We start from the raw sequence: 448 nt of genomic DNA on the forward strand, positions 1-448 counted from the left end.
TGCCTACTGCAATGATTTCGGTAACGGGTGTGGTCGTAACTTCATTAGAAACTACTTTACGGGTTTCCTTACCATCAACCTTGGTGACTTCGGTTAAAATAGTACGCTCACCTGATAGGCCTGCTTGGATAATACGAGTTTGACCCTTAAGCAAGTCTGGGTCTTCCTGATGAATAGTATCATAAGCAACAGCTTCTGTCGTAACTTCAAGTTCTGGTTTCACCTCGACCAAGCTTGAAGTACCTCCACTTGGGATTGAGGTGGAGTCTACCTTAGTACCTACTGCGATGATTTCTGGAACCGGGGCTGTTGTTATTTCATTAGAAACCAGTTTGCGAGTCTCCTTGCCATCGACAGTCGTCACTTCAGTTAAAATAGTACGCTCGCCTACAACACCTGCTCGAACAACACGAGTTTCACCCTTAAGCAAGTCTGGGTCTTCCTGATG

The 448-nt window shown here is 45.5% G+C and carries 1 protein-coding gene; it reads right to left on the minus strand.

Annotated features, from left to right (window positions below):
• On the minus strand, positions 1-448 hold a 448-nt coding region (locus tag HMPREF2619_RS11450; RefSeq protein WP_186821516.1), incomplete at both ends, for a G5 domain-containing protein.

This window comes from Streptococcus sp. HMSC074B11, assembly GCF_001808705.1.
GTDB lineage: Bacteria > Bacillota > Bacilli > Lactobacillales > Streptococcaceae > Streptococcus.